Source organism: Siphonobacter sp., from assembly GCF_048595215.1.
Taxonomy (GTDB): domain Bacteria; phylum Bacteroidota; class Bacteroidia; order Cytophagales; family Spirosomataceae; genus Siphonobacter.
In genome coordinates, this window is record NZ_JBMDWJ010000402.1 from 1 (window position 1) to 6,096 (window position 6,096).

Below are 6,096 nucleotides of genomic sequence, written 5' to 3' on the forward strand. Positions count from 1 at the left end.
CTCGGGTAAACTCCAGCAGGCACTCAAACAACACATTATCCTCTTCCTCGGTACCTACCGAAATCCGGAGGCAGTTGTCACAGTGTTTGACTTTAGAACGATCCCGGACGATGATTTTGTGTTCGAGCAGGTAAGAAAATACAGCCGCCGAATCCTGAAACCTCACTAACAGCTGATTAGAATCCGTCGGAAATACTTTTTCAACGTTGGGTAAAGATTCCAGACGCTGGCGTAGGCGTTCGCGGTTGACGAGAATTGTCTGTACCATTTCGTCCTTTTTCTCTACCTGCGTCAGGGCTTCCGCCAGTAATTGTTGGGTTACGCTACTGATGTTGTAGGGAGATTTGATATTGTTCAGTAAAGCAATAATGGCTTCACTGGCAAAACACATCCCGACGCGTAAACCGGCCAGTCCCCAGGCTTTGGAGAAGGTCTGTAAAACAACCAGATTGGGATAGCGATCCAGTTCCGTCAACAGCGTTGTATCTGCCGCAAAATCAATGTAGGCTTCATCGACAACCACAATGCAGCACGTCGATTCAATGATTTGCAGAATGTCCGTCCGCCGCAGTACGTTCCCCGAGGGGTTATTAGGCGAACAGAGCCAGATGAGTTTTGTATGGTCCTCTACGGCGGCTAGTACAGCCGGCACGTCGATCTGAAACTCCGGCGTCAGGGGTACCTTTTGAACGGACACATTCTGAATATTCGCGGATACCTCGTACATGCCATAGGTCGGCGGCAAAATCAGAATATGGTCTTCCTTGGGCTCGCAGAAGGCCCGAACCAGCAAATCGATCGGTTCATCGGAGCCATTGCCCAGCATGATCTGCGAAGGCCGCACGCCTTTGAGGGGAGCCAGTTTCTCCTTGACGACCCACTGGTACGGATCGGGGTAACGATTGTAGGCGTTGGCCGTAGCCGAGCCTAAGGGATTTTCGTTCGCATCCAGAAACACCCCTTCCTTGCCACTGTATTCATCACGGGCGGACGAGTACGGGGTAAGCGAAAGCAAGTGCGGACGTACTAGTTTCTCTAACTGAAACATCGGTATGTGCTATCTTTTTGGGCTTATTCGCCCGTTTCTAACTGTTCCAGACGAATTTCTACGGCCCGTCGGTGAGCGTCCAGCGATTCGGCCGCTGCCATTTCCATAATCGTCGAACCAATGTTTTTTAATCCTTCTTTCGAAATGGACTGCACCGTAATTTTCTTGACGAAGCTATCCAGCGAAACGCCTGAATACGCCCGGGCGTACCCATTGGTAGGCAGGGTGTGGTTCGTCCCCGAGGCATAGTCACCCGCTGATTCGGGCGTATAGTGCCCCAGGAAGATGGAACCCGCATTGGTAATTTCATCGACCAGAGCTTCGGCATTTTCGACCGAAAGAATCAGGTGTTCAGCGGCGTAGGCGTTCAACAAATCCAGTGCTTCGGATTCATCGCGTACCAGCACGGCTTTGGAATGCTCCAGAGCCTGCGTAGCGAAATCTTCACGGGACAATTCGCGAACCTGTTTTTCTACCTCATCCATCGTCTGGGTGAGTACGGATTCAGAAGTAGATACCAGCAGTACCTGACTGTCCTTACCGTGTTCGGCCTGCGAGAGTAAATCAGACGCCACAAAGGCCGGATTAGCCGTTTCGTCGGCGTATACGGCTACTTCGCTGGGTCCGGCGGGCATGTCAATGGCCACGCCTTCTTTCGCCACCAGCATTTTAGCCGCCGTTACGAACTGATTGCCGGGTCCGAAAATCTTGTACACCTGCGGTACACTTTCCGTACCGTACGCCATGGCGGCAATGGCCTGAGCCCCACCGATGTTGTACACTCTGGTTACACCGACCAGCTTGGCGGCATATAGAATGGCCGGGTGCTGGCTGGGCGAACACAGTACCACTTCCTTACAGCCCGCCAGTTGAGCCGGTATACCCAACATCAACACGGTGCTGAACAAGGGTGCAGTACCTCCGGGAATGTAAATGCCGACTTTCTCAATTCCGACGGATTTCCGCCAGCAGGTCACCCCCGGCATGGTTTCGATCTTCTCGGGAGCCTGCCGCTGAGCTGCATGGAATTTAACAATATTCGAATACGCCTGCCGGATGGCATCCTTGAGGGCTGGCGAAAGCTGCCGTTCGGCCACTTCCATCACTTCCATCGGCACGTCCAGCCGATCCAGCCGGACGTTGTCGAATTTCAGGGCGTATTCTTTCAGAGCCGCATCGCCGTGGCTTCGTACGTATTGCAAAATGGGTTGAACCAACTGCTCGATTTGAGCCATTTGCTGTACGGGCCGGGCCAGCAGGGTATCCCAGGTTTCCGGCTCAGGGTAACGAATAAGTTGCATACACAAAGTGCCTGAAACAGACACTGATTAGTAAATCATTTTTTCGATCGGTACGACCAGAATGCCTTCGGCACCCGCCGTACGCAGGGCATCAATTTTGTCCCAGAAATCTTCTTCACTCAGTACCGAATGCACGGCCGACCAGCCTTCCGTTCCCAGCGGAACGATCGTAGGTGCTTTCATACCGGGCAGCAGAGCCGTAATGGCTTCCAGCTTTTCGTTGGGAGCATTCAATACGATGTACTTGTTGTTTTTAGCCGTTTGTACCGCGTGAATCCGGAACAGCAGTTTCGACAAAATTGCCCGCTTCGCTTCGCTCAGGGAGGGGTGGGCAATCATCACGGCTTCGGATTTAAAGATGACTTCTACTTCCGATAAACCATTGGCCAGCAGTGTACTGCCCGACGAAACAATATCGCACACGGCGTGGGCCAGACCGATACTGGGGGCAATCTCCACGGAACCACTGATTTCGTGAATTTCCGCTTCGATTTCGTTTTCTTTCAAAAAGTTACCCAGAATGGTGGGATAACTGGTGGCGATACTACGGCCCTGCAAATCCTGTACACCCTGGTACGAATCCCCGCGAGGAATGGCGATGGACAAGCGGCATTTGGAAAAGCCCAGTTTCTTGGCAATGTCCACGTTGCGGCCCGTTTCGACCTGAACGTTTTCGCCCACGATGCCAATATCCGCTACGCCATCTTCGACGTATCCGGGAATATCATCATCGCGGAGAAAGAGAAATTCGGCGGGACAATTGCTGGACGTGGTTTTAAGCTTACCGGCTTTGGAATCAAACTTGATTCCACATTCCTTAAAAAGAGTAAGTGAGTCTTCGCTGAGGCGACCGGACTTTTGAACGGCTATACGGAGGAAATCTTGGCTCATGAGTAGATCTGCAACTTCGGGCTTGGCCCAAAGCAAATACGATTAGGCCCGCAAAATTAGCTATTCGTCCGGAATAAGAATCATGCAGGAGCAAGGACTTTCACAAGCGGCAGTATTCTCTATTCTCTGGGAAGACCTGACGCCTTGTTCAACGCTTTGACAGCGTCCAATTTTAGTATAATGGCTTCAGTAAATCCGATTTTTTTCTTTGATTCGCTTTTGAACTGTTTGCTCAATTTTACTTCATCGGTATCCTAACGCCTGCTTCACGCATGATTACGCTCCTTCGCACCAATTCTGAACACCCCGATTTCCGGACGCTGGTCACTTTACTCGACCGCGAACTGCACCAGCGTGATGGTGAAGAACACGCCTTTTATGCACAGTTTAATACAATTGACGCCATTGCTCACGTGATTGTTGCCTACGCTGAAGGTAAGGCCGTAGGGTGCGGAGCAATTAAGTTCTTCGCTGAAGATACCACTGAGGTAAAACGCATGTTTGTGCATACCGACTATCGCAGCCGGGGAGTCGCTTCGCTGGTACTAAAGGAACTGGAAACCTGGGCTCAGGAGCTGGGATTTACGGTCTGCGTACTCGAAACGGGCAAGCGACAACCCGAGGCTATCCGGCTGTATGAGAAAAACGGATACATACTAACCCCCAACTACGGTCAATACATCGGTGTAGAAAACAGTGTCTGCTTCCGAAAAGAAATCCAGTGAAAAATGATCGGCTTTTCAGGCTGGTATGAGAAGCCGATCATTGTTTACTACCCTAGGCAATAAGTATTGTTTTTCTCTCTTTTGATATTAATTTTAAAGGCCAATCATTTTTGATGAAAATTGTTTTATTTTCATCGAATAAATAGACTAACGTCTACAATTCACCCCCAGAACACCTAACTTAAATCGATGATTTCTTTTGATAAGTCATCTTTAATTATTTCTACGTATAACTGGCCTGAAGCACTTCGGTTTTGTTTGCAAAGTGTAGCTGATCAGAAGATTATGCCTGCCGAGGTGATCATCGCAGACGATGGCTCCGGTCCTGAAACCCGTGCGGTCATAGCCGCAATGCGGCCCTTGCTTTCGGTTCCTCTTTTCCATGTCTGGCACGAAGACCGAGGATTTCGTAAAGCTGAAATTCTCAATAAGGCGGTTCAACGTAGTTCAGGCGAGTACCTCATCCAGGTAGATGGCGATGTCATTTTACATCCTTGCTTCATTCAGGATCATCTGTTAGCTTCTGAACCGGGAGCCTTTGTTCGAGGAAGCCGGGCCCGAATTACCGAAGCCCGAACGTTGGAATTACTTTCAAGTCTGGACACTACTTCCAGCTATCCATCGCTGCATGCCTTTTCTCCAGGTGTTTACAACCGGTTCAATGCCCTTCGGTTACCATGGCTTCAATCGCTTGGGGAGCGAAAGGAAATGAAAAGCCGCGATGTCAGGGGTAGTAATCTTGCCTATTGGAAAGCCGACTTTGTACGGGTAAATGGCTACAATAATGATTTGCAGGGTTGGGGACACGAAGATGAAGAATTAGCTGTCCGGTTTATCAATAATTCAATCGTGAAAAAAATTGTGAAGCTCCGGGCTGTTCAGTTTCACCTGCACCATGAGGAACAGCCCCGCGAATACGAACCTTTTCACGCCCACACGATTCAGAAGGCCATGTCTTCTAAAATTAAAACTTGTTCTAATGGATATGGCCGCGATTAACTCCAATCACCTCATCAAAACAACGCTTATCATTTCAACGTATAACTGGCCCCAGGCTCTACACCTTTGTTTGTTAAGCGTGAGTCGCCAGTCCGTTCTTCCGGATGAAGTAATCATTGCCGATGACGGCTCGACCCGTGAAACACGCGACCTGATCGAAATGATGCAGAAAACCTTTCCCGTACCTCTTCTACACGTCTGGCAGGAGGATGAGGGTTTTCAGCTGGCCCGGATTCGTAACAAAGCTATTGCCCGATCTTCCCATGAGTATATCATTCAGGTAGACGGTGACCTGATTCTACACAAGCACTTTGTGAGCGATCACCTGGAGATCAGTAAACCCGGAACCTTCGTGACGGGCAGTCGAGTGCTGATGAATAAAAAATTATCTGACAAGCTGATTCATGCAAAAAAAACCAGTACGGGTCTTCTGTGCCGGGGTCTGACAAATCATACCAATCGTTTTCAGATTCGTTTCCTGCGTAACTATTTCGCCGATCGTTACAAAGCCAATAATATCATGAAACTGCGAGGTTGCAATATGGCTTTCTGGCGAAAGGATCTTATTCAGGTCAACGGTTACAACGAGGCTTTCTATGGCTGGGGAAGGGAGGATAACGAAATTGCGGCCCGCCTGGCCAATGCAGGCATCCGAAAAAGAGCTATCAAGTTTGGCGGAATTGTTTTTCACCTGTATCACCCCGAGAAATGTCGGGAACACTGCGAGGAAAACGAACGACGACTCGTTCAGACGATTACCGATAAAATCACGTATTGCAGTCAGGGCGTCAATCAGTATACGTATGCCTGTTCAGAGGTGTATGCCTGATGAATTCCATTCCTTTAGTTTCAGTAATTCTTGTAACCCATAATGCCGAAAAATGCCTACAAGCTTGTCTGGACAGCATTTTTCGGCAAACCTACCCTCGCATTGAGATCATTATCATGGATGGGGCTAGTACTGACGCTACCGTATCCATTCTGGAAGCGAATACTGAAAAAATAACGTTCTGGCGAAGTGAAGAAGACCAGGGTATTTATGACGCCATGAACAAGGCTCTGGAGTATGTTCGGGGCGAGTGGGTGTATTTCATCGGAGCAGATGATGAGCTGACCCACGAATTTTCCAGCA

Annotated in this window: 7 protein-coding genes; 4 read left to right on the forward strand and 3 right to left on the reverse strand. The window is 49.4% G+C overall.

Annotated features, from left to right (window positions below; all coding sequences use genetic code 11):
* From hisC to hisG, 3 genes are all read right to left on the reverse strand, one after another.
* The coding region (gene hisC, locus ACOJTG_RS24305) for a histidinol-phosphate transaminase (protein ID WP_420156182.1) at nucleotides 1-1,048 on the reverse strand (1,048 nt) is incomplete at its 3' end.
* A gap of 23 nt (nucleotides 1,049-1,071) precedes the next feature.
* On the reverse strand, nucleotides 1,072-2,349 hold the full coding sequence (hisD, locus tag ACOJTG_RS24310; protein WP_420156183.1) for a histidinol dehydrogenase: 1,278 nt from the start codon (nucleotides 2,347-2,349) through the stop codon (nucleotides 1,072-1,074).
* A 27-nt stretch (nucleotides 2,350-2,376) separates the two neighbouring features.
* Nucleotides 2,377-3,240, reverse strand: a complete 864-nt coding sequence (hisG, locus tag ACOJTG_RS24315; protein ID WP_420156184.1) for an ATP phosphoribosyltransferase — start codon at nucleotides 3,238-3,240, stop codon at nucleotides 2,377-2,379.
* A gap of 272 nt (nucleotides 3,241-3,512) precedes the next feature.
* Between hisG and ACOJTG_RS24320 the strand changes: the two genes are divergently transcribed.
* From ACOJTG_RS24320 to ACOJTG_RS24335, 4 genes are all read left to right on the forward strand, one after another.
* Entirely contained in the window at nucleotides 3,513-3,965 is a 453-nt protein-coding gene (locus ACOJTG_RS24320) for a GNAT family N-acetyltransferase (RefSeq protein ID WP_420156185.1), read from the forward strand.
* Between the two features lie 189 nt (nucleotides 3,966-4,154).
* Nucleotides 4,155-4,964, forward strand: coding sequence for a glycosyltransferase family 2 protein (locus ACOJTG_RS24325; RefSeq protein WP_420156186.1), 810 nt, complete (start codon nucleotides 4,155-4,157; stop codon nucleotides 4,962-4,964).
* Entirely contained in the window at nucleotides 4,951-5,793 is an 843-nt protein-coding gene (locus ACOJTG_RS24330) for a glycosyltransferase family 2 protein (RefSeq protein WP_420156187.1), read from the forward strand. Before ACOJTG_RS24325 ends, ACOJTG_RS24330 begins: the two co-directional genes overlap by 14 nt.
* A partial coding sequence (locus ACOJTG_RS24335) for a glycosyltransferase (protein WP_420156188.1) occupies nucleotides 5,793-6,096 on the forward strand: 304 nt, incomplete at its 3' end. The genes ACOJTG_RS24330 and ACOJTG_RS24335, both read left to right, overlap by 1 nt.